Genomic DNA, 25,013 nt, shown 5'->3' with positions numbered 1-25,013 from the left:
GGTGGCCTGAGCCGGCCGGGGAGACCGATTTCAGTAATTCCCGAGGGTGGCAGTGGCCAAACCGGGAAAGTCTGTAATCAGGCTATCTACGCCGAAGTCCGCGAGCCTGCGCATCAGTGCAGGTTCGTTGACCGTCCACACGGACACGTGCAAACCCTGGCGCTGGGCTTTTTCCAGGCGCTCAGGGGTGCACAGCGTCCAGTTCAACGCCAGGTACTCACACCCATAGTTCTGCGCGACCTTTAACGGGTCGAGCCAGGCGTATTCGGCCACCAGGCCGCGCGACAGGTCCGGTGTGAGTTCAACCGCCGCCTTGAGTACTTCCCGCGAGCTCGAGGTCACGGTGACCTTATCCATCAGGCCGAAACGTACCGCCATTTCACGGATCGCCAGCACGGTGGTCGCGGCGCGGGTGCGCGAAGCGCTTTTGACTTCCAGTTGCCAGTGATCGAAATCGCACTGTTCGAACAGTTCTTCCAAGCGTGGAATCGGGCACGGCGTGACCCAGCCCGGGCCGCCTTTACGGGCGTCCATCTTTACCAGGTCGGCCGCCGAGTATTCGACGACCTTGCCACGCCGGTCGGTCGTGCGCTTGAGGGTCGGGTCGTGGATGACCATCAACTCGCCGTCCATGGACAGGTGCAAATCCAGTTCGCAACGGCGTACACCGTGCTTGAGGCATTCCTGAAAGCTGCTCAGGGTGTTTTCCGGTGCTTCGCCTTTGGCACCGCGATGGCCGTAAATCAGGGTCACAGTTGCTCCTCAATGCCAGGTCTTCTGGCCAGGTCAATACGAAATCAGGTGTCTTGGGCGTCGCTCTTTTCCCGCGCCAGTCGGCGTTGCTGGGCTTGTTTCTGCAGAATGTAGCGCGCCAGCAGTTGGCGTTGGGCATCGGTCATGGCTTCGAATTCAGTGCCGACATCAAACCCGTCGCCCTTGGGATCGCAGTGGGTCACCTTTGCGCGCAGCAGCAGGCCGAGTGCCTGGGGCATCAGCACCAGCTTGACGGCCAGGTGGGTGTCGGTGGCGAGTGGGGCAGGGTGTTGAAAGTCGATACCGCCTTCGGAAATGATCACCGGCTGCGGGGCCCCGACCTCGTCCAGCAGGCCGCGGGCCATGATCTGGCTGAGCAAATCCAGGCGTTTGTTCTGTACGCGCAGGAAGGCCGCGAGGGTGCGATCCTTCTCGCTGAGCTGGCGCAACAGGTGTTGGGCTTCGAATTCACTGAGGTGCAGCTCGCTGAGCAGGTTGAACAGCGGCGAATCATCCAGCAACACTTCCTTGCTCGCCGCTTCGGGGGCAGACAGGCTTTTGATTTGGAGTGCGATCATGTCATCGATACGGTAGTATTCGCGGCGCTCTTCTTCATCTAATGTCGACATGGCGAACCCCAGGTAACGGTAATGGTCTGAGTGTAAAGCTGCTTATCAGACCCCGCCACCGGGACGTCTTCTTTTCCTCCGAACAAGCCCCGACATGTTCAGACCTCTCTTCGTATTTATTGGCACGCGTTATACCCGTGCAAAGCGTCGCAATCATTTTGTGTCGTTCATTTCCTTGACCTCGATGATCGGTCTCGCCCTGGGCGTGGTCGTGATGATCGTGGTGCTGTCGGTGATGAATGGCTTCGATCATGAGATGCGCACCCGCGTGCTGGGCATGGTGCCCCACGCAACCATCGAGGGCGATGCGCCCATCAGCGACTGGCAAAGCCTGGCCGCCAAGGTCAAGCAGAACCCCAAGGTGGTGGCCGTCGCGCCGTTCACCCAGATGCAGGGGCTGCTGACCAACGACGGCAAGGTGCAGAAGATCCTGCTCAATGCCATCGACCCGGCCCAGGAGCGCAACGTCTCGATCATCGACAAGTTCATGCTGCAGGGCAAACTCGATGACCTGGCGCCCGGCAGTTTCGGCATCGTGATTGGCGACAAGGCCGCGGCCAAGCTCGGCGTGGGCCTGGGCGACAAGTTGACGTTCGTCGCGCCGGAAGTCACCGTGACCCCGGCCGGCATGTTCCCGCGCATGAAGCGCTTTACCGTGGTCGGTACCTTCCACGTTGGCGCCGGCGAAATCGATGGCTACCTGGGCCTGACCAACCTCACCGACCTGGCGCGCCTGCATCGCTGGCAGCCGGACCAGGTGCAGGGCCTGCGCTTGAAGTTCTCCGACCTGTTCGACGCCCCGCGCGGTGCCTGGGAAATCGCCCAGCACCTGGGTGAAAGCCAATATTACGCTCGCGACTGGACCCGTACCCACGGCAACCTGTACCAGGCCATCCGTATGGAAAAAGCCATGATCGGCCTGCTGTTGCTGCTGATCGTCGCGGTTGCTGCCTTCAACATCATTTCCACGCTGGTGATGGTGGTGAACGACAAGAAGGGTGACATCGCCATCCTGCGCACCTTGGGCGCAACGCCGGGGCAGATCATGGCGATCTTCATGGTGCAAGGCACCGTGATTGGCGTGGTCGGAACGCTGATCGGCACGGCGGTCGGTATTCTGGCGGCGCTGAACGTCAGCGCCGCCATCGCCTTGCTGGAAAAAGTGATCGGCCACAAGTTTCTCAACGCCGATGTCTACTTCATCGACTATTTGCCGTCCCAGGTTCAGGCCCAGGACGTGTTGATGGTGGGCGGCGCCGCGTTGGTCTTGAGTTTCCTTGCCACCCTGTATCCAGCCTGGCGCGCGGCACGTACCCAGCCAGCACAGGCCTTACGTTATGAGTGAATCGGGCATGAGTGAAAAAGCAATCCTGAGCTGCCGCAACCTGGGCAAATCCTATGAGGAAGGTCCGGAGTCGGTGGTGGTGCTGTCCAATCTGCAGTTGGAGCTGCATCCGGGCGAGCGCGTGGCGATCGTCGGCAGTTCCGGTTCCGGCAAAAGTACCTTGCTGAACCTGCTGGGTGGCCTCGATACGCCGTCCCAGGGCAGCGTCTGGCTGGCCGGTGAAGAGCTGTCGGCCCTGGGCGAAAAGGCGCGTGGCCAATTGCGTAACCGCTCGTTGGGCTTTGTGTACCAGTTTCACCACCTGTTGCCGGAGTTCACCGCCCTGGAAAACGTGTGCATGCCGTTGTTGATCGGCAAGACCGCAATCCCCGAAGCGCGCCAGCGTGCCAAGGCCCTGCTGGAACGCGTCGGCCTGGGCCATCGCTTGGAGCATAAGCCGGCCGAGTTGTCCGGCGGTGAGCGTCAGCGTGTGGCGATTGCCCGTGCCCTGGTGAACAACCCAGGCTTGGTGATGCTCGACGAGCCGACCGGCAACCTCGACTCCCACACCGCTCAGGGCATCAAGGATTTGATGCTGGAACTGAGCACCCAGATGCGCACCGCGTTCCTGGTGGTGACCCATGACATGAGCATGGCCCGTCAGATGGACCGTGTGCTGCACCTGCAGGAAGGTCATCTGGTCGCCATCTGACCTGTTTCAAGCCCGGCGTTCGACGCCGGGTTTTCTATTTTTTCAACGGTGCCCGCGAATGTTCAGACCGTTATCGATTTTTATCGGCACGCGCTATACCCGCGCCAAGCGCCGCAACCGTTTTGTTTCGTTTATTTCGATGACCTCGATGATCGGCCTCGCCCTGGGCGTGCTGGCGATGATCGTGGTGCTGTCGGTGATGAACGGTTTCCAGCGCGAAATGAGCTCGCGCATCCTCGGCATGGTGCCGCACGCCACCATCGTCGGCGTGAACCCGATCGATGATTGGCAGCCGGTGGCCGCCGCCGCGATGAAGAACCCGCAAGTGACCGCCGCTGTTCCGTTCACACAAATGGACGGCATGTTCTCCTACAAAGGCGCGATGCAGCCCATCGAGATCAGCGGTATCGACCCGGCCCAGGAAGGCAAGGTGTCTATCGTGGCGCAGCACATCGTGCGGGGCAAACTGGATGACCTGAAGCCCGGCGAGTTCGGCGTGGTGGTGGGCGAAATCACGGCGCGGCGTTTTCGCCTGAACGTGGGTGACAAGCTCACGTTGATCGTGCCCGAAATCAGCAGCGCACCAGGGGGGATCACCCCGCGTATGCAGCGGTTGAACGTGGTCGGGATCTTCAAGGTCGGCGCCGAGCTGGATGGTTCCATGGCGTTGATTCATATGGCCGACGCGGCGCAAATCCAACATTGGCAGCCCAACCAGGTGCAGAGCGTGCGCCTGGCGGTGAAAGACCTGTATGCGGCGCCAAGCGTCTCGGCGGCTATCGCTACCGGCCTGGGCGCGGCTTACAAGGCCGATGACTGGACCCACACTCAGGGCAGCCTGTTCAGCGCGATGAAAATGGAAAAGACCATGATCGGCCTGTTGCTGCTGATGATCGTCGCCGTGGCCGCGTTCAACATCATCGCCACCTTGATCATGGTGGTGAACGACAAGGGCGCGGACATCGCGATTTTGCGCACCATCGGCGCCACGCCACGGCAGATCATGGCGATCTTCATGGTGCAGGGCACCGTGATCGGTATCGTCGGCACCCTGATAGGTGGGGTGCTGGGGGTGATTGCGGCGCTCAACGTCAGTGAGCTGGTGGGTTGGGTCGAGCGGGTGAGTGGGCAGCATATCTTCAGTTCGGACGTGTATTTCGTCAGCAACCTGCCTTCGGAGCTGCAAGGCGCGGATGTGCTGCTGATCTGCACGGCCGGGTTTGTGTTGAGCTTCCTGGCGACGCTGTACCCGGCGTATCGGGCGGCGAAGATTGAGCCGGCGCATGCGCTGAGGTATTCGTAAGCCTTTAGATTGCAATCGGGGGCAAGCCCCCTCCCACATTTGACGGTGTTAACGAATTAAGTGTGGAAGGGGCTTGCCCCCGATTGGGCCGGTACAGCTTGCCTCAATCTCCAGCCGGCAACTCAATCACAAACCGCGTCAACCCCGCCTCAGACTCACAAAAAATCCGCCCTCCGTGCGCCCGCACAATCGACTGGGTAATCGCCAGGCCCAGCCCCGCATGCTCGCTGCTACCTTCATAGCGCGCCGGATCGGCCCGGTAGAACCGATTGAACAGTTTGGGTAACAGCTGCGCCGGAATCCCGTCGCCGGTGTTCGCCACCGTCAGCGTTACGCCCTTTGCGTGTTCGCTCAGGCTCACGCGAACTTCGCCGCCCGCCGGGGTAAACCTGAGCGCGTTATCCAGTAGGTTCGACAGCGCCCGGCGCAGCATGCCGCGATCCCCAGCCGTATGGGCGCTACCTTCGCGTACCAGCGAAACCTGTGCGTCTTCCGCCAGCAATGCAAAAAATTCCAGCAGCGCCTCTGCCTCATCCGCCAGTGCCAAGGGTTCACGCTTGGGCATCAACAAGCCGTGGTCGGCCTTGGCCAGGTACAGCATGTCGTTGACCAGTTGGGCCATCCATTGCAGCTCTTCGAGGTTGCTGTGCAGCGCTTCACGGTAATCCTCCAGCGGGCGCGGCTGGGTAAGGATGACCTGGGTCTGGGTCAGCAGGTTCGACAACGGGGTGCGCAGTTCATGCGCGATATCGGCGGAGAACGCCGAAAGGCGCTGGAACGCATCGTCCAGGCGGCCAAGCATGGCGTTGAAGGCCTGGGCCAGTTCCGCCAGCTCCATCGGCATGTGCTGTTGAGGCAGGCGCTGGGTCAGGGAATGGGCGGACACACCGGCGGCCACTTCACCCATGCGCCGCAACGGGCGCAACCCGCTGCGTGCGGCCCAGGCACCCAACAGCGCGGTGGCCAGGGCGGACAGCCCGACGGTGAGCCAGATCAAATGCTGCATGCGCTGCAGGAAATGCTGGTGGTGGGTGATGTCGAGCATCAAGCTCAGTTGCGGCGAGCCGGGCTGGCCTGGCGTCAACGGCGCGTTGTATACACGGTAATCGGTGTCGGCCGTTTGCAGGCTGTACAGGCCGGGCGCCGTCGGCAGGTTGACGCTCGGCGCATCGTCCAGCCAGCGTCGACCGTCAGCGCTGATACGCAGCCTCAGGTCGGGCTGGCGCGTGAGTTCGGCGCGCAATTGCGCTTCACGTTGAGCGAAGGTTTCCAGTGAGTCGACGCCTTGCAAGGTGCTGCGCAGCGCCATGAGTTTGCTGTCGAGCTGTTGCTGGTCCAGCTCGATAAAATGCGCCTCGCTGGCATGGTTGAACAACACGCCGGCGACCAGCGAGACCATGGCTGTGCAAGCGGCAAACAGCAGCGCCAGGCGGCTGGCGAGGGACAGGCGCTTGATCACGGCAAGCGCTCCTCAAGCACGTACCCCATGCCGCGCACGGTGTGGATCAGCTTGTTGGGGAAGTTGTCGTCCACTTTCAGACGCAGGCGGCGGATCGCCACTTCGATGATGTTGGTATCGCTGTCGAAATTCATGTCCCACACCTGGGATGCGATCAAGGTCTTGGGCAGCACTTCGCCCTGGCGCCGCAGCAGCAGCTCCAGCAGGGAGAATTCCTTGGCGGTAAGGTCGATGCGTTGGCCGTCACGCTCAACGCGGCGGCGGATCAGGTCCAGGCGCAGGTCAGCCAGTTGCAGGGTAGTTTCCTGGGGTGTACTGCCGCCGCGGCGCAACAGGCTGCGCACGCGCGCGAGCAGTTCGGAAAAGGCAAAGGGCTTGACCAGGTAGTCATCGGCACCCAGCTCCAGACCGTGCACGCGGTCTTCCACGGCATCGCGCGCGGTGAGAAACAGCACCGGAATGTCCAGGCCGGCGCTGCGTACCGCTTGCAGGATTTGCCAGCCGTCGCGGCCGGGCAGCATCACATCGAGGATCAGCAAGTCATAGTCACCGGTCAGCGCCAGATGCTGGCCGTTGGTGCCGTCGGCCACCAGTTCGGTGGTAAAACCCGCCTCGGCCAGGCCCTGGCGCAGGTAGTGGCCGGTTTTTGGTTGGTCTTCGACGATCAGCAGTTTCATGGGCGGCTCTTGGCAACGGGTGACGAAGGGCTTTATACCGTGGGTGCCAGGCGAAGGGCGCAACCTGACAAAGTTGTAATCTAGCAGTCAGCTGGCTGGCAGCGGCGTCATCTTAGAGTGCAGCCCAAGATGCTTATAGATTTTTGGAGAAGAGCCATGACGTTGCGTACCCCCTTGCTGTTGGCTGGTTGCCTGTTGGCGTTGAGTGTCAACGCAATGGCCGATACGGCCCACGCCTACGCGTTTGGCCAGCCGGCAAAGGCGGATAAAGCCACGCGGACCGTGGAAGTCACGCTGCAGGATATTTCCTTTTCGCCTAAGTCCCTGGCTGTAAAAGCCGGTGAGACGGTGCGCTTTGTACTGGTCAATAAGGGCCGATTGCTGCATGAATTCAACCTTGGTGACGCGGCGATGCATGCCGAGCACCAGAAGGAAATGATGCAGATGCAGGCCAGTGGCATGCTTACGTCCACCGGGATGGGCAAGATGGACCACGGCGCGATGGGCCATGGTGATATGGGCGGCATGAAACATGATGACCCTAACAGCGTGCTGGTCGAGCCCGGTAAAACCGCTGAGCTGACCTGGACCTTCACCCAGGCGACTGGCCTTGAGTTCGCCTGCAACCTGCCCGGGCATTACCAGGCGGGTATGGTCGGCAAGTTGACCGTTGAGTGAGGCGCAGCTTAAGAGCGGGGGCAAAGGCTGGTAGACTGGCGCGGTTAATTTAGCCAGGTTTCCGCCATGCATCCCGCAGCCGAACATTCGCCGCTGGGCAAGTCCAGTGAATACATCTCCACTTACACCCCTTCGTTGCTGTTCCCGATCCCTCGTGCCGCCAAGTGGGCCGAGCTGGGCCTGAGTGCCGAGACCCTGCCTTACAAAGGTGTGGATTTCTGGAACTGCTTCGAATTGTCCTGGTTGCTGCCGTCGGGCAAGCCGGTGGTGGCGATCGGTGAGTTCAGCATTCCCGCCGACTCGCCGAATATCATCGAGTCCAAGTCGTTCAAGCTGTACCTCAATTCGTTGAACCAGACGGCGTTTACCGACACTAGCAGCCTGGAGGCGACCCTGCGCACTGACCTCAGTGCCGCCGCCGGCAAGCCGGTGAGCGTGCGTATCCGCAGCCTGGTCGAGGTCGAGGCCGAAGGTGTGATGGCGTTGCCGGGTGTGTGTATCGACGACCTGGACATCAACGTCAGCAGCTACGAACACCCCCGTCCGGAGTTGCTGCGCTGCGATGCCTCGCGTGTGGTGGAGGAGAGCGTGCACAGCCACCTGCTCAAATCCAACTGCCCGGTCACCAGCCAGCCTGATTGGGGCAGTGTGGTGGTGGAGTACCGTGGCCGCGCGCTGGATCACGCCAGCTTGCTGGAATACGTGGTGAGCTTTCGTCAGCACTCGGATTTTCATGAGCAGTGCGTGGAGCGCATCTTCCTCGACTTGCAGCGCCTGCTGAAACCGGAAAAATTGACGGTGTATGCGCGGTATGTGCGCCGCGGTGGGTTGGATATCAACCCGTATCGCAGTACCGAGGATGTGGCGTTCCAGAACGTGCGTCTGGCACGGCAATAAGCCTTCACGCAACACCTAATGTGGGAGGGGGCTTGTTCCCGATGGCGGGGTGTCAGTCACGGTATTTGTGCCTGACCCACTGCTATCGGGAGCAAGCCCCCTCCCACATTTTGCATCTGCGCTTGGCTGGCGGGCGGGTTAGATGCCCATGTTGCCCAGGCTGATCATGATATTGCGCAATGTCCCGGAAATGACTGGGTGCTCAGCGTCAAACTCTATAGCCGCTTGACTCACGTCGTCGGAAATACTGGGCGACTGGGTGGCCGGTTCCAGTTCAAGTTGCACTTCAAACTTGGCAATCAAGGCTTCCAGTGCTTCACGTTTTTCTTCCGGCAGTGGCGGGTCCTGTTCCAATTGCCCGCGCAGGATCTCGACCTGTTCTTCCAGTTTTTTGCGATCAGGCATGACGTTCTTTCCTTTTATCGATAGGCACTGGCATAGACCGCGGCACGCCGTGAAAGGTCTACGGGCTGACGTGTAGATTAATCCACCGGCGCCGACTGTGCATGATCTCGATCAGGGCTTCTCGCCTTTGAGCCGGCGCAGGCTGATGTCCGCCAGGCAGGTGCCCAGCTCGCCGAGGTGATCGATCACCGAGTGCACCCCCAGCCCATACAGCGCCACGGTAGCCTTGCCGCGCTTGTGTTCGCGTTCTTTGTCGCTCAGCGCTTGCCACTGCTCGGGCGCCAGGCCGCACAGTGAACCGCAGGAGGCCAGGCCGATAGTCCACAACCCTGCGTTCAGGCCCGATTGCAACAGGCGCGGCTCGCCGCTGACCAATACGCAGCCTTCCAGGCGTTCGATGTTCAATTCCATCAAGGCTTGCCAACAAGCATGGGGCGCAGGCCAGCGGATGGAGGAGGGCGAGGCGGCCTTGAGCCAGTCGGGTAGCGCGGCGGCCAGTGGGGTCGTTATCGACGGGGGTAGCTCATCCAGCCAGGCGCAGGGTATGCCTTGTTCCTTGAGGTGGCGCAGGACTTTCAGGGCACCAGGTGTGGCTTGGGAACTCAGGGTGGGAGAGTCGGTGCGCGCCTGGGAACCAAAGTCCACCAGGCAGCCACTCAGGCCAAACAACACAGCAGTCAAGGCGGGGGCGCTGGCGATGGCTATCTCGGCGTGAGGCATGTCGACATCCCTGAAATAGCTGTGACGCTATCGGGGCAGGATGACAGGCCGATGACAGTCCGGCTAATTGTAGGAATTTTGTCCATTTTAGTTAAGACGTTTCCTAGCGACTGCCTAAATGGGCGCTTCCGTCATATACTGACAGCCTTATTCAGGGCATAGCGCCCATGACAGACCATTCAAGGAGCTAAAGCTATGCGCTGGAGCCACTATTTCGCTCAGCTGTCGGTGTGTGCCACTGTCTTGCTGGCCCCGCTCGCCGTCCAGGCTGCGGAAGATGACCCATGGGAAAGCATCAACCGCCCGATCTTCACCTTCAACGACACTGTTGACACCTATGCCCTCAAGCCCCTGGCCCAAGGTTATCAGTGGGTCACCCCGCAATTTGTCGAAGACGGTATCCACAACTTCTTCCGCAACATCGGCGATGTCGGCAACCTGGCCAACAACGTGCTGCAGCTCAAGCCTCATAACGCTGGCGTCGACACCGCCCGTTTGCTGGTCAATACCACCTTTGGCGTGCTGGGCTTCATTGATGTAGGCACCAAAATGGGGCTGCAGCGCAGCGACGAAGACTTCGGCCAGACCCTGGGTTACTGGGGGGTCGGCAGCGGTCCGTACGTGATGCTTCCGTTGCTGGGCCCGAGCACATTGCGTGATGCGCCGTCCAAATACGTGGACAGCTACACCCAGCCGTACCGCTATATGGATGATGTGTCCGTGCGCAACAGCGTCATGGGCCTGAACATTGTCGACACTCGCGCCAGCCTGCTCGACAGCGAGCGGCTGATCACTGGTGACAAGTACACCTTCATCCGTAACGCTTACCTGCAGAACCGCGAGTTCAAGGTCAAGGATGGCAAGGTTGTCGACGACTTTTAAGCTGTGACGTTTTGAAACGAAAAAAGGCGATCCTGGGTGATCGCCTTTTTTATGCGCGCATTTCAGCGCATTTTCAGGATCTTGAGGCCGAGCTGCTGCTCATCACCCACCGTTTTAGCCCACACCACTTCAGTGTCCGCCTCCAGCCCCTTGAGCGCGGGGTGCTCCGATTCGATACGCACCGTCAGTGGGTCACCCACGTTGAACTGACGAGGCGCCTGCACCTGCATGCCCGAGCTTGAAAGGTCCACACAGACGCCTGCAATCTCCTGACCTGCGTGGATCAGCGCCACATCGGCATCCACTTTCATGCGGATGAAATCGCGTTTTTCAGCGTAGTCGCGCTCGTGTTCGCTCATGGGTTCCATCCTTACATTGTGTTGTGGTTGTGGCTGTTCTTATAACTCCCGGTGATTTGCGGTGTAAAGACGCCCGGCGACCATCGGCGTGAGCTTGAAACGCCTGTCGGATGGGAGTACCGTCTGCGCCTTAGAAGGGCACCTCTGCTTTACAGTTGTGCGTGGGCAAAACGCCTATGCTTTGTAGGACAGAGAGGCTAGAAAGCGAATCCAGTAGTGTGAGCCCGGCCATTGCCGAGCCGCCTACGCCAACCTAATTCTGGCGCCGTTTGCCCACATGCAAAAAACCAGTGCCACGCTGCTGATAATCGATGACGACGAAGTAGTGCGTGCGAGCCTCGCGGCCTATTTGGAAGACAGCGGCTTCAGCGTATTGCAGGCCAGCAATGGTCAACAGGGTCTCCAGGTATTCGAGCGCGACCAGCCCGACCTCGTGATCTGCGACCTGCGCATGCCCCAGATGGGCGGCCTCGAGCTGATCCGCCAGGTGACCGAGCTTGCCCCGCAGACGCCGGTAATTGTCGTGTCCGGTGCCGGGGTCATGAGCGATGCTGTCGAGGCTTTGCGCCTGGGTGCCGCCGACTATCTGATCAAACCCCTGGAAGACCTGGCGGTGCTGGAGCATTCGGTGCGCCGCGCCCTGGATCGTGCGCGTTTGCTATTGGAGAACCAGCGCTACCGCGAAAAGCTCGAGACCGCCAACCGCGAGCTCGAAGCCAGCCTGAACCTGCTTCAGGAAGACCAGAACGCCGGTCGCCAGGTGCAGATGAACATGCTGCCGGTGAGCCCTTGGACCATTGATGAGTTCCAGTTCGCACACCAGATCATCCCCTCGTTGTACCTCTCAGGGGACTTTGTCGACTATTTTCGCGTGGATGAGCGGCGCGTCGCGTTCTACCTGGCTGATGTGTCCGGCCACGGTGCGTCTTCTGCCTTTGTAACCGTGTTGTTGAAGTTCATGACCACACGGCTGTTGTTCGAATCCAAGCGCAATGGCACCTTGCCGGAGTTCACCCCTTCGCAAGTGCTGGGCCACATCAACCGAGGCCTGATCAGCTGCAAGCTGGGTAAGCACGTGACGATGGTCGGCGGCGTTATTGATGAAGAAACGGGTCTTTTGACCTACAGCATTGGCGGTCACCTGCCGATGCCTGTTTTATACACTCCCGACAGTGTGCGCTACCTGGAAGGGCGTGGTCTGCCCGTAGGCTTGTTCAATGAGGCTACGTACGAAGACCACATCCTGGAGCTGCCGCCGACCTTCAGCCTAACGCTGATGTCCGACGGTATCCTGGACCTTTTGCCAGAGCCTACACTCAAAGAGAAAGAAGCCGCCTTGCCCCAACGGGTCAAGTCGGCGGGCGGCAGCCTGGATGGCCTGCGGCAGGTTTTTGGATTGGCCACGCTAGGGGAGATGCCGGATGATATCGCCCTATTGGTGTTGAGCAGGAATCTTTGATGAGTACCGGAAGAATCCAATTCGCCGAGCAAGATGGGACTTTTGTCCTGAAGTTTGTCGGTGAAGTGCGCCTGACCTTGTGTTCGGCACTGGATGCGACGATTGAGCGGATCTTCACTGCGCTGAATTTCTCGGCGATCGTGATCGATCTGACCGAAACCCGTAGCATTGATAGCACCACGCTGGGCTTGTTGGCCAAGTTGTCCATTCTGTCGCGGCAGAAGGTCGGCTTGCTGCCGACCGTCGTCACTACCCACGAAGACATCACCCGGCTGCTGCAGTCCATGGGTTTCGACCAAGTGTTCAACATTGTTGACCGCCCGATCCCCTGCCCGGAATGCCTGACCGACCTGCCGTCGCAGGACCAGTCCGAAGAAGTGGTGCGGGTCAAAGTGCTGGAAGCGCACAAGATCCTGATGGGTCTCAACGAGTCCAATCGCGAAGCCTTCCACGACCTCGTCAACGCCCTCGAGCGTCACTGACGTCCTTCCTGAAACACGTCCCACAGTTGGAGTCTGCTCGGCTTGAGACCGGCGAAGACACAAAAAAGGGCGGCACCCTCACAGGTGCCGCCCTTTTTGCTGCTATCTGCCCTTACAGCTTGGCAGACAACAACGCCTCCAGCTTCTCCTGATCCCGAGCAAACTGACGAATACCCTCCGCCAGTTTCTCAGTCGCCATCGCATCCTCGTTGGACTCCCAACGGAACTGCGCTTCAGTCATATGCACTCGCGCTTCACCCGCGTGCCCTGGCGACAATTTGCGTTCCAGCTTGCCTTCATCCGCCGCCAGTTTTTCCAGCAGGTCCGGGCTGATGGTCAGGCGGTCACACCCGGCCAACTCCTCGATCTGGCTCAGGTTGCGGAAGCTCGCACCCATCACCACGGTCTTGTAGCCATTGGCCTTGTAGTAGTTGTAGATACGCGTCACCGACTGCACGCCCGGATCATCGGAACCGGTGTAGTCGTTGCCGTTGGCCTTCTTGTACCAGTCATAGATACGGCCCACGAACGGCGAAATCAGGAACACGCCGGCCTCTGCGCACGCAACCGCCTGGGCGAAGGAGAACAGCAGTGTCAGGTTGGTCTGGATGCCTTCTTTTTCCAGCTTCTCCGCCGCACGAATACCTTCCCAGGTGGAGGCGATCTTGATCAGCACGCGGTCACGGCCAACCCCGGCTTTTTCGTACAGGTCGATCAGACGGTGCGCACGCTTGAGAATAGCGCCCTCGTCGAACGACAAGCGCGCATCCACCTCGGTGGATATACGGCCCGGCACTACTTTGAGGATCTCTTGACCCACCGCCACCGCGAAACGGTCGCTGGCCAGGCCCACATCGCCATTGCAATCCTGCACGCACTCATCCAGCAGCTTGGCATAGCCCGGAATCGACGCAGCCTTGAGCAACAGCGAAGGGTTGGTGGTCGCATCCTGCGGCTTGAGCTTGGCGAGGGTAGAAAAATCGCCGGTATCGGCTACGACAGTCGTGAATTGCTTGAGTTGTTCCAGCTTGGAAGTCATGGGCGTGCTCTGTCCTATGGGTCTGGTGACATTACCCGAGCGCTGGCAGGCGCTCAAGGCGCAAATGCGTTCGATCGTTTGCGCGGGCAACAACCTGAAAACAGCCGTTTGAAAGCCCGGCCGTACTGCTCAATAGGAGGGCAAAATGCAGGGCAGGTTCAACCCAATGCCCGATGACACGTGGATAAAACTGTGCAGACCGGCTTGCCTGCCCCCGCACAAAATGTGCGAGGGGGCGTGCTCCCGATAGCAGTGTGTCAGTCAATCCACAACTAACTGACCCCCCTGCAAGCAATCGGGTTAACGCCCTTCCAGCAAAGCCCCAGCCTGATCCAGCAATGCCAACGGATCCGCCGCCTTATGAATATCCACCGACAACAACTGCCTGAACCTGCGCGCCCCTGGGAAACCGGTGCCCAGCCCCAGGACATGCCGAGTGATGTGATGCATCACGCCACCACTCGCCAGATGCTCAGCAATATAAGGCCGCAACTGCGCCAGTACCTGCGCCCGACCCACCACCGGCGCCTCACTCCCGAACAACCGCTGATCCACCTCCGCCAGCAGATACGGGTTGTGATAAGCCTCGCGCCCCAGCATCACGCCATCAAACGTCTGCAAATGCTCCTGGCACTGTTCCAGCGTCTTGATCCCGCCGTTAAGCACAATCTCTAACTCAGGAAAATCCCGCTTCAACTGCGCCGCCACGTCATAGCGCAACGGCGGAATGTCGCGATTCTCCTTGGGCGACAGCCCCTCCAGAATCGCAATCCGCGCATGCACGGTGAAACTCGTGCAACCGGCGTCCTTCACCTGCCCGACGAAATCACACAGCTCGGCATAACTGTCCCGGCCATTGATGCCGATGCGATGCTTCACCGTCACCGGAATCGACACCGCATCGCGCATCGCCTTCACGCAATCGGCCACTAACGCAGGATGCGCCATCAGGATCGCGCCGATCATATTGTTCTGCACCCGATCGCTGGGGCAGCCGACGTTCAGGTTCACTTCGTCATAGCCGGCGGCTTCAGCCATGCGCGCACACGCGGCCAGGTCGGCGGGCACACTGCCGCCCAACTGGAGCGCCAGAGGATGCTCGGCTTCGTTGTGGCGCAGGAAGCGGTCATGGTCGCCATGGAGAATCGCGCCGGTGGTGACCATCTCGGTGTAGAGCAAGGCGTGTTTGGAGAGCAGGCGCAGGAAGAACCGGCAGTGGCGGTCGGTCCAATCCATCATGGGTGCAACGGAGAAGCGGCGGGAGAGGGGAGCGGTTTGTAGGGGCATTGGAGATATAAGTCAGCGGGGCGAATGGGGAGCAGTTTATCAGGGATGGGTCTTGGATGTCGGGGAGGTGTGTGTTCCGCGCCTCACGCCACTTCGCACGTAATGATGCTTCGTGTGGAAATGCCCAGGGTTTGAAGGCGGCCATTGCGTCAGAATATCGTGGTCTAACCCCAACATCTTCAGAGTCAAGCTAGAGCGAACTCAATTGGCAGCTTTTACGTTTCCGTCTGACTCATATTTCCTTCTGAATCTGATTATTCCAATTTCCCTCTATATTTAGTGCGTAGGCTGGCGCTATGATGGCACTTCGAGGGCGCAGCGGGCTCTCCCCATCAGGGATGCATAAGCGTATGGATAACGTAACAATCAAAAGTATCGAGCTTGAAGGTATTCATCAGCGATATGATTTGAATATAAATTTTTTTGATAGTTTGAATGTTTTACATGGGCAAAATGGTACAGGGAAATCTACGTTAGTTCATATTTTGGCTAACTTGGCAAATTGCGATTTTTTACGGTTTATATATCTGGATTTTAAAAGCATTATTGTGGGTTACTCTAGTGGGTTGCGGTTGGGGATTTTCAAGTCTGAGGGTGAGAATACCTATAGAATCAGGAATCTAAACTCTTTATTTGATCCCGGATTTATCTTTTTTACCGAAGAAGCTTTAAAGTCTTTAGCTATGACTGAAGAAGATAAAGCTCCTTCTCGCGAATATGTTTCAGAGTTGACAGCGCGATTAGGAGTATTTGTTGAGAAAAATGGAATACCCCGGATAAAAACATCTTATTTTCCTGCGTTTAGAACTATGCTGGAAGCTTGGTCAAGTCAGTTTGAGGAGGATTTTAGGCGTTTCGGAAGAACATCTTCTTATTCGATTCCAACTCAAAAGGTTACGGCTTTCGCACGGAATTTATTTGGGAAGTTTCTTCCGGTGATTAACTATCCGTCGCCATTAAGTATTGAACATAATTTGCGGGAGGAGATTAGAGATGCTCACCTTAAAATAGCAAGATATGAAAGCTCGGTGTTTTCCGAGTCTTTTGTCAAGGTTTTTTCAGCGATTTTGAGTGATGAGGAAGGTACGGCTCAGGAAGCCGAAAGACTGCTGGAAGAAATCTCGGAACTGACTACCGAGACGGCATTGAACAAGTTGGCGAATTTGGAGGGGCCTTCGCACACCTATGGGCAATTGCAAAATTTGGTTGGAAAAAGTAGGGAGTCGAAAGAGCTCGCAAGTTCCGCGACAGGGGCGTTAAAAGTTTATCGTGACGCACTTAAGGAGCGACGAGATTTTCAAGCTAGTATCTTTGCGAAAATTGATAAGTATTTTGATGCAGTAAATGCTTTTCTTGAGCAAAAAGAGCTTCACTATGTACCCGACTCAAGTAGACGGGTGCCGAAAGTCGGGCTTAAGTTTAAGGATGGTGCGTGGAGCAGCATTAGGGTGATGTCCTCTGGTGAGCGGCAGTTGCTCACAATGTTATATGCTGTGACCAAAATGAGTTCTGATTCATTGGTTTTAATTGATGAGCCTGAATTATCCTTGCACATAGATTGGCAAGAAGAGCTCCTTTCGAAAATGATGGGGCAACTTGGTGGTCGACAAATAATTGTATGCACTCACTCCCCTTCCATAGCATCAGACTATAGGGAGTTTATGATAGAAGTCGTTCCGGTTTTGTCGAACTCTGCTAGCTCTCGCCTCGAGATTGCTGATGATGAGGAGGAGGTGAACTAATGGAGTTGAAATACGATATCTCTGAATACATAGCTATGGCGAGAATGAGTTCTAAAATTCGCGTTTTGGTTGAGGGCAAGGATGATAGGGGGCATGTTTTAAACTTGCTGAAAATACTTGCGCCAAGACTAAGGATTAAAGTTGATATTGCTGTTGATATTTTAGGGGAGTGTAATGCTACCAGGTCTAATAATCGCGCAAAGATTGAAGGTATTCATTTGCAGTGTAAGGCGGCAAGCACCCATCGTAAATTGTTTTTCTTATGTGATAGAGAGTTTCGAAATTTTACTATTGAGAATGAAATAAAGGATCTTAGTGTGGTGCATGAGGTAGATGGGAATTTATCATGGACTTTAGGTCACTCTATTGAGAATTATTTTTTAAGTCCTTACATGTTAAGTGAAGGATTTAGATTTTTAAGTGGTTCGGGGAGTAAGGATGCGGCTCTTCGTCTCTTTAATGATTGTTTTGATGATTCGATAAGGAAAATTGCTGCAGTAACATTAGCGGCGAAAGTGTTAAATTGTGCGAATTATCCGGCAAGTATTGTTAAGTGGCATAATGTTGCTTTTGAAGGTGGTGTAATAGATCTAGGGTTTCGAAATGAACCTGTGCAGGACGAGTTTATGGAAAAATTTGTCAATATTTATGAGGGTTTTTTGGTCGTGGTAGATAATACTGATATCGACATTTGTACTCGTTTATGTCGTGGGCACACTGCTGTCTTATTGCTCCAGCGATTGTATGCTGCTAGCTTGTACTTTGCAGGTAAAGAGGAAGACGATGATGCTGCTAGATATGATGCAAATCTATTTAGCAATGTCCCTGAGTCAAGCTTATCTGCTGCGCTGTCGGAAGCCTGGATCAGAAAGGTTTCTGAGGGTGGTAAGTTCTATCCCCTCCCTCTTGTCGACTCAGTTATTTCCGTAGCTTAGCTTTTTTGTAGGGCTGTTAGGGTTTAGTGAAGAGATCTTTATAATGTATAAAATTAGAGCTTTAGTAGTGACAGTGGTTTTGGGTGTGATTGGCAGTCTTATTGCTGCATATATTTTAGATGGGACTGTGTGGGGTTTCATTAAGTCTACATTTGGGTTCTTGTTTTTTTCCGTAACAGTACCGTTGTCTGTGTGGTTTTGTTCGCTGATGGTTACTGCTATCTTGTTCTTTTTGTTAGGTCGTAAAAGATCCATAAATTCTGCTGGTGTGGATTTCGTTGGGCAGAAGAGATCTGGCGATATATCGCATGGAGCCCCTGCTAAAGGTTTAGGTTTGGAGTCAGAAAGTGAAAAGAAGAATGATGATTACAAACTTGCTAAATTGATTATGGCTAAGATTTCCAGTGGGGCTTTTTTGCGTGATGATGATATTGTTCGTAAGTGTGAGGGGGTTCCTGCTTCGGAGGTCCTACAAGTTATTGCACATCTAGTTCATATTGAAGCTGTTCACTATGAGCGCGGTTATTTGCGCAAGTCATTAAAAGGCGATGAGCTTTTGAAGTCTGACTTTTTTGAGTCAATAAAAAATTAAGCTGATTCAATTGTTTATAAGAAATTTCCCACACTTTTCTCAGCTTGCCCCTCAGACTCCTGCTAGCTAACCTCCCCCAGCCGCTGCCAACCCAGCGGCCGGATGTGGAAGTCCGACCAAGCTGAAGGCGCTCAATCGCCCATAAACACCTACCGGCGTTTTTTTACGTCTGTATGATTGCTTATGGCGGCTGTGCGCGGGGCACTTCGGTGCGCCGGGTCCTTTAGCCCTGGTCTTCCACACCTGCGTACAGCTGCCACCTCTCATGTGGAAGTGAGATAGGCAGTTCCTTAAACGCTAAAGGAGCTTCGCCATGTACAAAGCCACACCTAACCCGCCTTATGCTTCAAGCGCCACATCCTCTGATCTCAATCTTCAAGCCGCAGCCCAGCGAGCAATCGAGCATCACTTGCCGCCATCTGACGACGGTACCGTTAGCGAACGCCCAAGCGGCACCCTCTTTCTGGTCAATCCAACCATCGACCCCGAAACCCTCCTAGCCAACGCCGCCGAAAACCTCGCATCCGCCAACCAAATGGCCGCAACCCTGGCTTTTGACCTCGAAGACCCGCACCGCGCCATCATCCTGGGCATCCACCAACTCATCGACCTAAGCGCTCTACTCATCGCCCGCGCCCAAGAGCAAGTCGCGCCTGCTGCCAACCCCGCCGCCTTACCCCAAGGCGGCAACCTGAACCCCTGCTGTCACCGCGCAAAGTTTCATAATTCCCTGCGTATTTGGGGACTACGCTACTGTTCAAGAGAGGCCCCCCGTACCTCCAGCCCATAGGGAACTGAAAACATGATCTCGAACCTGGTTAAAGTCGTGCTGATTGCTGGCACGTTGCTGTTGGGTGCTTGTTCGACGGGAACGTCGGGCGGGAGTGGTGACCCTTGTTTTACTGGCGGATGCCAGGCGTTTGGGGACCATAGCCCGAGCAAGGCGGCCAAGATGAATTTTGGCGGGAGTGGGCTGGGGAGCAGTTATGGGGAGTATGGGTCGGGGTTGTTGCATGATGATTGATGAATGGTGGGTCAGTCATTGGGGTAGTGACTGACCTATTGCTATCGGGGGCAAGCCCCCTACCACATTGGATCTATAATCGGCGCAAAACTAGCGTCGTTAGTGGCCGCCTTTCATGCGCCGGGCAATCAGGTAGAGGCCCAGGCCGATCAGCGCCGTCACTGCGCCGATGTACCCAGTGCTGGTCCAGCCCAACCCCGCCGTAATCGCCATCCCGCCAAACCACGGCCCCAGTGCATTCGCCAGGTTGAACGCCGCGTGGTTGGACGCGGCCGCCAGGCTCGGTGCCTCGTGCGCAATGTCCATCAGGCGGATCTGCAACGGCGCAGCCAAGGCCACCATGGTGCCGACCAGGCCCATGCTCAATAGCACGCCCCACAGTGACGACGCCGCAAAGGGGAAGAACAGCAACACCGCAATCGACCACACCAATATCAAACCCACCGCGCGAAATTGCAGGCGGTCAAACAGCTTGCCGCCAGCGATGTTGCCGATGATCCCACCCACGCCAAACGCGGCGAGGCCGAAGGGGATCCACTGCGGCGAGACTTTGGTCACTTCCAGCATGGTCGGCGCCAGGTAGCTGAATACGCAGAACATCCCGGCAAAACCAATCGCACCAATGGACAACGCCATCCACACCTGCGGTTTGGTGAAGGCGCGCATTTCCTTGCGTGGGTCACTGCGTTCTTCATCGTGGCGGTGCGGCACGAACTGCCAGACGAGGGCGATGGTGCACAGGGCAATCACGCTCACCAGCCCGAACGCCGAGCGCCAGCCCAGGTGTTGGCCGAGGAAGGTGGCGATGGGGTTGCCCAGCAGCATGGCCAGGGTCAGGCCCATCATTACCCGGGCCACGGCGCCGGCGCGTTTGTCGGTGGGCACCATGCTGGAGGCGACGACGGCGGCGATGCCGAAGTAGGCACCGTGGGGCAGGCCGCTGATAAAGCGGAAGGCCACCAATGAGCTGAAGCTCGGAGTAAACGCCGTGGCGAAGTTGCCCAGGGCATACAGGCCCATCAACAACAGCAGCATATGTTTGCGCAGTAGCTTGGCGCCGAGGATGGCCAGCAGCGGGGCACCGACCATGACGCCCAGCGCGTAGGCGCTGATGGCGTGGCCCACCTGGGGTTCGCTCAAGCCCAGGTTCTGGGCGATGTCGGGCATCAAACCCATGATGGCGAATTCGCCGGTACCGATTGCGAAAGCGCCCACGGCCATGGCCGCTTCCATTTTGGCGGCACTGCGCGCAGGCAGCACGTGCCCGAGTGTTTGGTGGGTAGACATGGATTGCTCTGTTGGATAGGGGCACGAAAGTCAGTCGCCGATGCTACGCACGCGACGGTGAAGGTGTCTAGAACCGCCGCACGCGCGAGAGTTCCGGGCCTGTGACGCCACGTCGCGCTCGATGCACTTGACACTGGCGCGGCGAAACCCGCGATTCAGAGCTGTCAATTGGCCAAACGGCGCATAAACGCTGTTTGCCGTGATATTCTGCGCGCCGTCTTGGGCTAGTCTTTCCTGGTGCGTACACCCGTATACGTCCCGGCGATTGGCTGTCGTCCAGGTAGCTGAAGCCAATAATGATAAGAAGTCAGCGCAGAAGGGACATAAAAGTGAGGTCGATACGTCGGCCTTGTGTGCCCACCCTACGGCCTGAAGAGTCAGGGGCGGTAGGGCGGATGGCGTTTTATCATAGGTGCTACTGATGTTTAAAAAAGTAAACACTGCCTTGCTGGGGCTGGCGTTGTCGATGGGGATCTCGACCGTCCACGCGCAAGAGGCAAAGAAAGTCGATGTGCTGCTGATCGGCGGCGGCATCATGAGTGCGACCCTGGGTGTCTGGCTCAACGAGCTGGAACCGGACTGGTCGATGGAAATGGTCGAACGCCTCGATGGCGTGGCCGAAGAAAGCTCCAACGGCTGGAACAACGCCGGTACCGGTCACTCGGCCCTGGCTGAGTTGAACTACACCCCGGAAGACAAGAACGGCAACGTTGAGATCCCCAAAGCGGTCGAGATCAACGAAGCGTTCCAGATCTCCCGTCAGTTCTGGTCCTGGCAGGTCCAGCAGGGCGTGCTGAAGAACCCGCGCTCGTTCATCAACTCCACACCGCACATGAGCTTTGTGTGGGGCGATGACAACATCAAGTTCCTCAAGAAGCGTTACGAAGCGCTGCAGGCCAGCCCGCTGTTCGCCGGCATGCAGTACTCCGAAGACCCGGCGCAGATCGCCAAGTGGGTGCCGCTGATGATGGAAGGGCGTGACCCGAACCAGAAAATCGCGGCCACCTGGAGCCCGCTGGGTACCGACATGAACTTCGGCGAGATCACCCGCCAGTTCGTTGCCCACCTGCAGACCACGCCCAAGTTCGACCTGAAACTGTCGAGCGAAGTGCAGGACATCACCAAGAACGATGACGGTTCGTGGCGTGTCAGCTACAAAAACCTGAAAGACGGCACCAAGACTGAAACCGACGCCAAGTTCGTGTTCATCGGCGCCGGCGGCGGTGCCCTGCACCTGCTGCAAAAGTCGGGCATTCCTGAAGCCAAGGAATACGCCGGCTTCCCGGTGGGTGGTTCGTTCCTGGTGACCGATAACCCAACCGTGGCCGAGCAACACCTGGCCAAGGCCTACGGTAAAGCTTCGGTCGGTTCGCCGCCGATGTCGGTTCCGCACCTGGACACCCGCGTGCTGGATGGCAAGCGCGTGATCCTGTTTGGCCCATTCGCAACCTTCTCCACCAAGTTCCTCAAAGAAGGCTCGTACCTGGACCTGCTGACCAGCACCACCACCCACAACATCTGGCCAATGACCAAAGTCGGTATTCGTGAATACCCACTGGTCGAGTACCTTGCCGGCCAACTGATGCTGTCGGACGACGACCGCTTCAAGGCGCTGCAAGAGTACTTCCCGAATGCCAAGAAAGAAGACTGGCGCCTGTGGCAAGCCGGTCAGCGCGTGCAGATCATCAAGCGTGACGAAGAGCAGGGCGGCGTCCTGAAACTCGGTACCGAAGTGGTCAGCTCCGCCGACAACACCATCGCGGGCCTGTTGGGTGCATCGCCAGGCGCGTCGACCGCGGCTCCGATCATGCTGACCGTGCTGCAGAAGGTGTTCAAGGACAAGGTCGCGACCCCTGAGTGGCAGGCAAAACTGCACCAGATCGTACCGAGCTACGGCACCAAGCTGAACGACAGCCCTGAAGCGGTTGCCAAGGAATGGGCCTACACCGCTGGCGTTCTGCAACTGCCAACACCGCCTGTGATTCCGGCCAGGACCGCTCCGGCGGCGACCGAGGCGGCCAAGCCTGCGGCCCAGCCGAGCAAGCCGGCGTCTGATCTGGCGCTGTAAACAAAGCTGTGCAAAAGCCCGCTGAACCGGTGACGGTCAGCGGGCTTTTTCATGGCGTGGTGTTTAGGGGCGAGGGCGCGAGCGCTCGACGGGAGGCAGTTCAACCGTGCGTTCAGCCGCCGTCAGCGCCGCCTTCAAGCCGGCTTGGTCCAGCGGCACGCAATACGCAGGCTTGGCCCGCTCAAACCGCCAGCTGTCATCCAGCCCACCCGCATCCACGGCATCAAAACCGAGTTCGTCGAGCAACTGGATCACGTGTGCCTTCGCGGCGGCGTCGTCCGCGGCCACCGGCAGGGCACGGCGGTCGGGCGCGCCGTGGGGGCGGGCATCCTGTGTCAGCTCGGGCGCGAAGATCGCATTGAATACCTTCACTACGTGCGAGTGGGGAAGGTGGTCAGCCAGCAGTCGGCTGGTGGTGGTTTCAAAGCGATCCAGCACCGGGATATGCCCGTCGCGGTCAGGGTAGTAGTTATTGGCGTCCATCACTGTTTTGCCTTCCAGCCATTGAGCCGGGACGCTGCGGTAATGCTCCAGGGGAATCGCCACGAGGGCGATATCGCCGAATCGAGCGGCGTCTTCGGCGCTGCCCACTTGCACGCCGAGTATCCCGCTTACCACGCTGCTCATGGTGTGGGGGCCGCGTGAGTTGCTCAACATCACCTCATGCCCGGCCGCCAGTGCCAGTTGAGCCACGGCGCGCCCGATAAAGCCTGCTCCAATAACGCCAATCTTCATGATTGTGCTCCTGTGAATGGGGGGAGCCGTTATGATGATTGGCAACCAATGGGTGATAAATCGTCATTCTGGTGTGGATGTTGTTACTGGGAGTGGGGAATGATGGATCGCCTATCAAGTATGAATGCGTTCGTGACGGCGGCTGAGCTGGGCTCCTACGCGCGTGCCGCTGAGCGCCTGGGCATGTCGCCGCAGATGGTGGCCAAACATGTCGCCGCGCTGGAATTGCGCCTGGGTGCACGGTTGCTCAACCGCACCACGCGCCGGCAAAGCCTGACGGAGTTGGGGAGCGCGTACTACGAACGCTGCAAACACATCCTCACAGAGGCCGAGGCCGCCGATTCCCTGGCGCAGATCATGAACGACACCCCGCGCGGCAAGTTGAAAATCACCGCGCCGGTCACGTTTGGCTCCCACAGCTTGATGCCGCTGATTACCGGGTTCCTGCGTGACCACCCGGATGTGGAAATCGACCTGCACCTGACGGATCGGTTTGTCGACCTGGTGGAGGAGGGGTACGAAGCGGCCTTTCGTATCGGGCCCCTGGCAACCACCGGCCTCACGGCCAGGCCGCTGGCGCCTTATCGCCTGGTGGTCTGCGCGGCGCCGGCCTACCTGGCGGCCCGCGGTACACCGGCGGTGCCGGCAGACCTTGAGCATCACGAATGCCTGGGATATGCCTTCTGGTCGCGCCCGGCCGATCGCGAGTGGGTGTTTTTCCAGGGGGCGACCGCGCACAGGGTGCAGGTTGCCAGCCGTTTGCAGATCAATGAAAGCCGGGCCCTGATGTCGGCCGCGCTGGATGGTTTCGGCATTGTCCTTGGCCCGGAGGATTTTCTGCGCGGGGCCCTGGCCAGGGGCGAGTTGGTGCGGGTACTGCCGGACTTTGACGCGCCGAGCCGGTCGATGCATTTGGTCTACACCGCCAACCGGCAGCGCACGGCCAAGCTGCGGCGATTTGTCGAGGCAGTGGTTCAGCGCTTCGGTCCCGCGTGATGCCCTTTGCTTGAGCGGCGACCGGCGGTTTCCCGCCGATCAGCGCCAACGACCGACTGTCGCTTGCACTTCTTGATGCCCTCGGGTTCAGCAATCTGACAGACACCGCCTGTTAAAAAAGTACCCAGGCCAAGCAGGAGCGCGGCTGAAACACAGGGGGATTTTTTACTGGTGCACGTGTTGGGCGTCAGCGCCCGAGGGGTTTTTATGTTGTTACGTTATGCGGCATTGGCGGCGGTCGTCGTCGCGGCATCCGGGTGTGTGCAAGAGCGCGTTGTGCATGAGCGTCGGCCGGTGCAACGTGAATATGTCGAGGTGGTGGCGCCGCAACCGCCGCCGGTGCAGGTGATTGAGGTCGAGCCACCGGTACGTGAAGGCTACTTGTGGTCACGCGGCTATTGGCGCTGGGAAGGCGGGCGCTATGTGGCGGTGCACGGCCATTGGGAGCCGGTGCGCGAAGGCTATCGCTATGTGCATCCGCACTGGGTGCAACGCAGCGATGGGTATCACTGGCAGGTAGGGGGCTGGGTTCGCTGAACCTACGCTGGTGGCAGAGCGGCCGCTCACGA

Annotated in this window: 26 protein-coding genes and 1 pseudogene; 16 read left to right on the top strand and 11 right to left on the bottom strand. The window is 58.1% G+C overall.

Features of this window, described 5'->3' with window-relative positions:
- Positions 1-30: 30 nt before the first annotated feature.
- Together AB4N98_RS05165 and AB4N98_RS05160 are read right to left on the bottom strand one after the other, a co-directional pair.
- A complete protein-coding gene (locus tag AB4N98_RS05165; protein WP_017526643.1) occupies positions 31-753 on the bottom strand; it encodes a glycerophosphodiester phosphodiesterase in 723 nt (240 codons plus the stop codon).
- Positions 754-797: 44 nt separating this feature from the next.
- Positions 798-1,382: a PilZ domain-containing protein gene (locus AB4N98_RS05160; RefSeq protein ID WP_017526642.1), complete on the bottom strand. Its 585-nt coding sequence runs from the start codon at positions 1,380-1,382 to the stop codon at positions 798-800.
- A 94-nt stretch (positions 1,383-1,476) separates the two neighbouring features.
- On the opposite strand from AB4N98_RS05160, the gene AB4N98_RS05155 reads away from it, so the two are divergent.
- Genes AB4N98_RS05155 through AB4N98_RS05145 form a run of 3 tightly spaced genes read left to right on the top strand, consistent with a single transcriptional unit; the run spans position 1,477 to position 4,721 of the window.
- On the top strand, positions 1,477-2,727 hold the full coding sequence (locus AB4N98_RS05155; RefSeq protein WP_017526641.1) for a lipoprotein-releasing ABC transporter permease subunit: 1,251 nt from the start codon (positions 1,477-1,479) through the stop codon (positions 2,725-2,727).
- A 7-nt stretch (positions 2,728-2,734) separates the two neighbouring features.
- A complete protein-coding gene (lolD, locus tag AB4N98_RS05150) occupies positions 2,735-3,418 on the top strand; it encodes a lipoprotein-releasing ABC transporter ATP-binding protein LolD (RefSeq protein ID WP_017477213.1) in 684 nt (227 codons plus the stop codon).
- A gap of 58 nt (positions 3,419-3,476) precedes the next feature.
- Entirely contained in the window at positions 3,477-4,721 is a 1,245-nt protein-coding gene (locus AB4N98_RS05145; RefSeq protein ID WP_017526640.1) for a lipoprotein-releasing ABC transporter permease subunit, read from the top strand.
- 103 nt (positions 4,722-4,824) lie between these two features.
- Here the strand turns inward: AB4N98_RS05145 and AB4N98_RS05140 are convergent, their stop codons facing one another.
- Both AB4N98_RS05140 and AB4N98_RS05135 read right to left on the bottom strand, forming a co-directional pair.
- The gene (locus AB4N98_RS05140) at positions 4,825-6,180 is read right to left on the bottom strand and encodes a heavy metal sensor histidine kinase (protein ID WP_017526639.1); all 1,356 of its coding nucleotides are present in this window, start codon (positions 6,178-6,180) and stop codon (positions 4,825-4,827) included.
- Entirely contained in the window at positions 6,177-6,857 is a 681-nt protein-coding gene (locus tag AB4N98_RS05135) for a heavy metal response regulator transcription factor (protein ID WP_017526638.1), read from the bottom strand. Before AB4N98_RS05135 ends, AB4N98_RS05140 begins: the two co-directional genes overlap by 4 nt.
- Positions 6,858-7,013: 156 nt before the next feature.
- On the opposite strand from AB4N98_RS05135, the gene copI reads away from it, so the two are divergent.
- Positions 7,014-7,535, top strand: a complete 522-nt coding sequence (gene copI, locus AB4N98_RS05130; RefSeq protein WP_217855992.1) for a copper-resistant cuproprotein CopI — start codon at positions 7,014-7,016, stop codon at positions 7,533-7,535.
- Between the two features lie 66 nt (positions 7,536-7,601).
- Complete coding sequence (gene queF, locus AB4N98_RS05125) at positions 7,602-8,432, top strand: NADPH-dependent 7-cyano-7-deazaguanine reductase QueF (RefSeq protein ID WP_017526636.1); 831 nt, start codon at positions 7,602-7,604, stop codon at positions 8,430-8,432.
- Positions 8,433-8,570: 138 nt separating this feature from the next.
- On the opposite strand, the gene AB4N98_RS05120 is transcribed toward queF, so the two are convergent.
- Both AB4N98_RS05120 and AB4N98_RS05115 read right to left on the bottom strand, forming a co-directional pair.
- Positions 8,571-8,837: a DUF4404 family protein gene (locus tag AB4N98_RS05120; RefSeq protein WP_017526635.1), complete on the bottom strand. Its 267-nt coding sequence runs from the start codon at positions 8,835-8,837 to the stop codon at positions 8,571-8,573.
- Between the two features lie 111 nt (positions 8,838-8,948).
- The gene (locus tag AB4N98_RS05115) at positions 8,949-9,557 is read right to left on the bottom strand and encodes an HAD family phosphatase (protein WP_135196700.1); all 609 of its coding nucleotides are present in this window, start codon (positions 9,555-9,557) and stop codon (positions 8,949-8,951) included.
- 195 nt (positions 9,558-9,752) lie between these two features.
- On the opposite strand from AB4N98_RS05115, the gene AB4N98_RS05110 reads away from it, so the two are divergent.
- Positions 9,753-10,439, top strand: a complete 687-nt coding sequence (locus AB4N98_RS05110) for an MlaA family lipoprotein (RefSeq protein WP_217855994.1) — start codon at positions 9,753-9,755, stop codon at positions 10,437-10,439.
- A 62-nt stretch (positions 10,440-10,501) separates the two neighbouring features.
- Here the strand turns inward: AB4N98_RS05110 and AB4N98_RS05105 are convergent, their stop codons facing one another.
- Positions 10,502-10,798 (bottom strand): PilZ domain-containing protein, encoded by a 297-nt coding sequence (locus AB4N98_RS05105; RefSeq protein WP_017526632.1) that lies wholly within the window; start codon positions 10,796-10,798, stop codon positions 10,502-10,504.
- Positions 10,799-11,075: 277 nt separating this feature from the next.
- On the opposite strand from AB4N98_RS05105, the gene rssB reads away from it, so the two are divergent.
- The gene (rssB, locus tag AB4N98_RS05100) at positions 11,076-12,257 is read left to right on the top strand and encodes a two-component system response regulator RssB (protein WP_017526631.1); all 1,182 of its coding nucleotides are present in this window, start codon (positions 11,076-11,078) and stop codon (positions 12,255-12,257) included.
- A complete protein-coding gene (rssC, locus tag AB4N98_RS05095; protein WP_003172602.1) occupies positions 12,257-12,739 on the top strand; it encodes an anti-sigma factor antagonist RssC in 483 nt (160 codons plus the stop codon). Before rssB ends, rssC begins: the two co-directional genes overlap by 1 nt.
- Positions 12,740-12,851: 112 nt before the next feature.
- Here rssC and tal read toward each other — a convergent pair whose 3' ends face one another.
- The gene (gene tal / locus AB4N98_RS05090; RefSeq protein WP_017526630.1) at positions 12,852-13,778 is read right to left on the bottom strand and encodes a transaldolase; all 927 of its coding nucleotides are present in this window, start codon (positions 13,776-13,778) and stop codon (positions 12,852-12,854) included.
- Between the two features lie 300 nt (positions 13,779-14,078).
- A complete protein-coding gene (gene dusA / locus AB4N98_RS05085) occupies positions 14,079-15,065 on the bottom strand; it encodes a tRNA dihydrouridine(20/20a) synthase DusA (RefSeq protein ID WP_026067161.1) in 987 nt (328 codons plus the stop codon).
- A gap of 350 nt (positions 15,066-15,415) precedes the next feature.
- On the opposite strand from dusA, the gene AB4N98_RS05080 reads away from it, so the two are divergent.
- From AB4N98_RS05080 to AB4N98_RS05060, 5 genes and pseudogenes are all read left to right on the top strand, one after another.
- The gene (locus AB4N98_RS05080; protein WP_068931584.1) at positions 15,416-16,807 is read left to right on the top strand and encodes an AAA family ATPase; all 1,392 of its coding nucleotides are present in this window, start codon (positions 15,416-15,418) and stop codon (positions 16,805-16,807) included.
- Entirely contained in the window at positions 16,807-17,742 is a 936-nt protein-coding gene (locus tag AB4N98_RS05075; RefSeq protein ID WP_068931585.1) for a DUF4435 domain-containing protein, read from the top strand. The genes AB4N98_RS05080 and AB4N98_RS05075 overlap by 1 nt, the downstream gene beginning before the upstream one ends.
- A gap of 43 nt (positions 17,743-17,785) precedes the next feature.
- Positions 17,786-18,334 (top strand): hypothetical protein, encoded by a 549-nt coding sequence (locus AB4N98_RS05070; protein WP_068931586.1) that lies wholly within the window; start codon positions 17,786-17,788, stop codon positions 18,332-18,334.
- A 313-nt stretch (positions 18,335-18,647) separates the two neighbouring features.
- Positions 18,648-19,001: pseudogene (locus tag AB4N98_RS05065) on the top strand (DUF6124 family protein); the annotation flags it as partial.
- A 135-nt stretch (positions 19,002-19,136) separates the two neighbouring features.
- Entirely contained in the window at positions 19,137-19,358 is a 222-nt protein-coding gene (locus tag AB4N98_RS05060) for a hypothetical protein (protein ID WP_026067160.1), read from the top strand.
- 99 nt (positions 19,359-19,457) lie between these two features.
- Here the strand turns inward: AB4N98_RS05060 and AB4N98_RS05055 are convergent, their stop codons facing one another.
- A complete protein-coding gene (locus AB4N98_RS05055; protein WP_065877027.1) occupies positions 19,458-20,645 on the bottom strand; it encodes an MFS transporter in 1,188 nt (395 codons plus the stop codon).
- A gap of 421 nt (positions 20,646-21,066) precedes the next feature.
- Here AB4N98_RS05055 and mqo point away from each other — a divergent pair, with 421 nt between their 5' ends.
- The gene (gene mqo / locus AB4N98_RS05050; RefSeq protein ID WP_065877026.1) at positions 21,067-22,713 is read left to right on the top strand and encodes a malate dehydrogenase (quinone); all 1,647 of its coding nucleotides are present in this window, start codon (positions 21,067-21,069) and stop codon (positions 22,711-22,713) included.
- A gap of 63 nt (positions 22,714-22,776) precedes the next feature.
- Here mqo and AB4N98_RS05045 read toward each other — a convergent pair whose 3' ends face one another.
- A complete protein-coding gene (locus tag AB4N98_RS05045) occupies positions 22,777-23,448 on the bottom strand; it encodes an NADPH-dependent F420 reductase (protein WP_460149290.1) in 672 nt (223 codons plus the stop codon).
- A 99-nt stretch (positions 23,449-23,547) separates the two neighbouring features.
- Between AB4N98_RS05045 and AB4N98_RS05040 the strand changes: the two genes are divergently transcribed.
- Together AB4N98_RS05040 and AB4N98_RS05035 are read left to right on the top strand one after the other, a co-directional pair.
- Positions 23,548-24,444: a LysR family transcriptional regulator gene (locus AB4N98_RS05040; protein ID WP_032883369.1), complete on the top strand. Its 897-nt coding sequence runs from the start codon at positions 23,548-23,550 to the stop codon at positions 24,442-24,444.
- 207 nt (positions 24,445-24,651) lie between these two features.
- On the top strand, positions 24,652-24,981 hold the full coding sequence (locus AB4N98_RS05035) for a YXWGXW repeat-containing protein (protein WP_050553981.1): 330 nt from the start codon (positions 24,652-24,654) through the stop codon (positions 24,979-24,981).
- Positions 24,982-25,013 lie beyond the last annotated feature (32 nt).

The sequence above is a fragment of the Pseudomonas sp. S3_E10 genome (assembly GCF_054667615.1).
The sequence above is the reverse complement of the archived record's forward strand: the minus strand, read 5'-3'. Positions and strand labels throughout refer to the sequence as shown.

What these genes read in the sequence shown, in the direction of transcription:
- AB4N98_RS05135 (WP_017526638.1), bottom strand. Translation starts at nt 6,857, where the DNA reads ATGAAACTGCTGATCGTCGAAGACCAACCAAAAACCGGCCACTACCTG.
- AB4N98_RS05080 (WP_068931584.1), top strand. Translation starts at nt 15,416, where the DNA reads ATGGATAACGTAACAATCAAAAGTATCGAGCTTGAAGGTATTCATCAG.
- rssC (WP_003172602.1), top strand. Translation starts at nt 12,257, where the DNA reads ATGAGTACCGGAAGAATCCAATTCGCCGAGCAAGATGGGACTTTTGTC.
- copI (WP_217855992.1), top strand. Translation starts at nt 7,014, where the DNA reads ATGACGTTGCGTACCCCCTTGCTGTTGGCTGGTTGCCTGTTGGCGTTG.
- AB4N98_RS05155 (WP_017526641.1), top strand. Translation starts at nt 1,477, where the DNA reads ATGTTCAGACCTCTCTTCGTATTTATTGGCACGCGTTATACCCGTGCA.
- AB4N98_RS05075 (WP_068931585.1), top strand. Translation starts at nt 16,807, where the DNA reads ATGGAGTTGAAATACGATATCTCTGAATACATAGCTATGGCGAGAATG.
- AB4N98_RS05045 (WP_460149290.1), bottom strand. Translation starts at nt 23,448, where the DNA reads ATGAAGATTGGCGTTATTGGAGCAGGCTTTATCGGGCGCGCCGTGGCT.
- AB4N98_RS05105 (WP_017526632.1), bottom strand. Translation starts at nt 10,798, where the DNA reads ATGAGCGAACACGAGCGCGACTACGCTGAAAAACGCGATTTCATCCGC.
- AB4N98_RS05120 (WP_017526635.1), bottom strand. Translation starts at nt 8,837, where the DNA reads ATGCCTGATCGCAAAAAACTGGAAGAACAGGTCGAGATCCTGCGCGGG.
- AB4N98_RS05070 (WP_068931586.1), top strand. Translation starts at nt 17,786, where the DNA reads ATGTATAAAATTAGAGCTTTAGTAGTGACAGTGGTTTTGGGTGTGATT.
- AB4N98_RS05145 (WP_017526640.1), top strand. Translation starts at nt 3,477, where the DNA reads ATGTTCAGACCGTTATCGATTTTTATCGGCACGCGCTATACCCGCGCC.
- tal (WP_017526630.1), bottom strand. Translation starts at nt 13,778, where the DNA reads ATGACTTCCAAGCTGGAACAACTCAAGCAATTCACGACTGTCGTAGCC.
- mqo (WP_065877026.1), top strand. Translation starts at nt 21,067, where the DNA reads ATGTTTAAAAAAGTAAACACTGCCTTGCTGGGGCTGGCGTTGTCGATG.
- lolD (WP_017477213.1), top strand. Translation starts at nt 2,735, where the DNA reads ATGAGTGAAAAAGCAATCCTGAGCTGCCGCAACCTGGGCAAATCCTAT.
- AB4N98_RS05110 (WP_217855994.1), top strand. Translation starts at nt 9,753, where the DNA reads ATGCGCTGGAGCCACTATTTCGCTCAGCTGTCGGTGTGTGCCACTGTC.
- AB4N98_RS05160 (WP_017526642.1), bottom strand. Translation starts at nt 1,382, where the DNA reads ATGTCGACATTAGATGAAGAAGAGCGCCGCGAATACTACCGTATCGAT.
- AB4N98_RS05035 (WP_050553981.1), top strand. Translation starts at nt 24,652, where the DNA reads ATGTTGTTACGTTATGCGGCATTGGCGGCGGTCGTCGTCGCGGCATCC.
- rssB (WP_017526631.1), top strand. Translation starts at nt 11,076, where the DNA reads ATGCAAAAAACCAGTGCCACGCTGCTGATAATCGATGACGACGAAGTA.
- queF (WP_017526636.1), top strand. Translation starts at nt 7,602, where the DNA reads ATGCATCCCGCAGCCGAACATTCGCCGCTGGGCAAGTCCAGTGAATAC.
- AB4N98_RS05040 (WP_032883369.1), top strand. Translation starts at nt 23,548, where the DNA reads ATGATGGATCGCCTATCAAGTATGAATGCGTTCGTGACGGCGGCTGAG.
- AB4N98_RS05115 (WP_135196700.1), bottom strand. Translation starts at nt 9,557, where the DNA reads ATGCCTCACGCCGAGATAGCCATCGCCAGCGCCCCCGCCTTGACTGCT.
- AB4N98_RS05060 (WP_026067160.1), top strand. Translation starts at nt 19,137, where the DNA reads ATGATCTCGAACCTGGTTAAAGTCGTGCTGATTGCTGGCACGTTGCTG.
- dusA (WP_026067161.1), bottom strand. Translation starts at nt 15,065, where the DNA reads ATGCCCCTACAAACCGCTCCCCTCTCCCGCCGCTTCTCCGTTGCACCC.
- AB4N98_RS05055 (WP_065877027.1), bottom strand. Translation starts at nt 20,645, where the DNA reads ATGTCTACCCACCAAACACTCGGGCACGTGCTGCCTGCGCGCAGTGCC.